This is a genomic window from Streptomyces sp. NPDC060002, assembly GCF_042737245.1.
GTDB lineage: Bacteria > Actinomycetota > Actinomycetes > Streptomycetales > Streptomycetaceae > Streptomyces.
This window is the reverse complement of sequence record NZ_JBHWUW010000003.1, coordinates 124,531-125,343: the sequence shown is the minus strand read 5'-3', so window position 1 is coordinate 125,343 and position 813 is coordinate 124,531. Positions and strand designations below refer to the sequence as shown.

The window sequence follows — 813 nt, the reverse complement described above, 5'->3', positions numbered from 1 at the left end:
CGGTACACATCGGTGCGGGGACACCCGGGCCCACCCCTGAGGACCGGACCTCCGAACGGCGCGACAGCGAGCACCGTGACTACAGCGCAGTGAACACAGCACAGCGAACGAGGACAAGATGAGTGAGTCCAACGGCGAAGCCTCCGCCGCCGCCCCGGTCGACCCCGCAGCCGGCCCTGTGGCCGACCCCGCAGTCGAGCCCGTACCGCCGGAGGATTTCGTCCGGGCCGCCAAGGCGGCGCCGAACCACTGGCTCTACCTGACCGACCCCACCTGGCGCGGTGAGGCCCCGCCGCCGGAGTGGGCGGTGGTCGGGCAGTGGCGCTCCGACGCCGACGGCGAGATCGTCGAGTGGCAGGACAACGAGGCCTACCGGCCGTCGCCGGGGGCCCGGGGGTGGCCCGAGCCCACCGACGCCGTGGACCGCGCCATCCAGCTCGCCACCACCGGCTACGGCCCGGCCTCGGACGTCACCGCCGCCCTGGCCGGGGCCGAGGTGTCGATGCTGGTCACGGCGGACGGCGAGCCGGTACGCGCCTCGGCCCCCGACGGCACGGCGGTGGTGCCGGTCTACACCTCGCCGAGCCACCTCCACCGGACCGGGCCGCTGGGGTTCGAGCTGGTGCGGATCGCCGATGTCCTCGGCCGGATTCCCAAGGGGCACAGCCTGTGCCTCAACAGCTCGGCCGCGGTGAGCATGGTGCTGGCCATGGACGGGCTGGCGGCGGCACTGGCAAAGGCGGCGCCGGCGAAGGACGTGGACGGGAGCCGACCACCCTCGACGCCCTGACCCCGATGACCAGTCGGACCAGC

At 73.9% G+C, this 813-nt stretch carries 1 protein-coding gene; it reads left to right on the top strand.

From position 1 onward, the window contains the following. Window positions 1-118 precede the first annotated feature (118 nt). Window positions 119-790, top strand: a complete 672-nt coding sequence (locus ACFWBD_RS04495; protein ID WP_385662516.1) for a type VII secretion system-associated protein — start codon at window positions 119-121, stop codon at window positions 788-790. The last annotated feature ends 23 nt before the right edge of the window (window positions 791-813 follow it).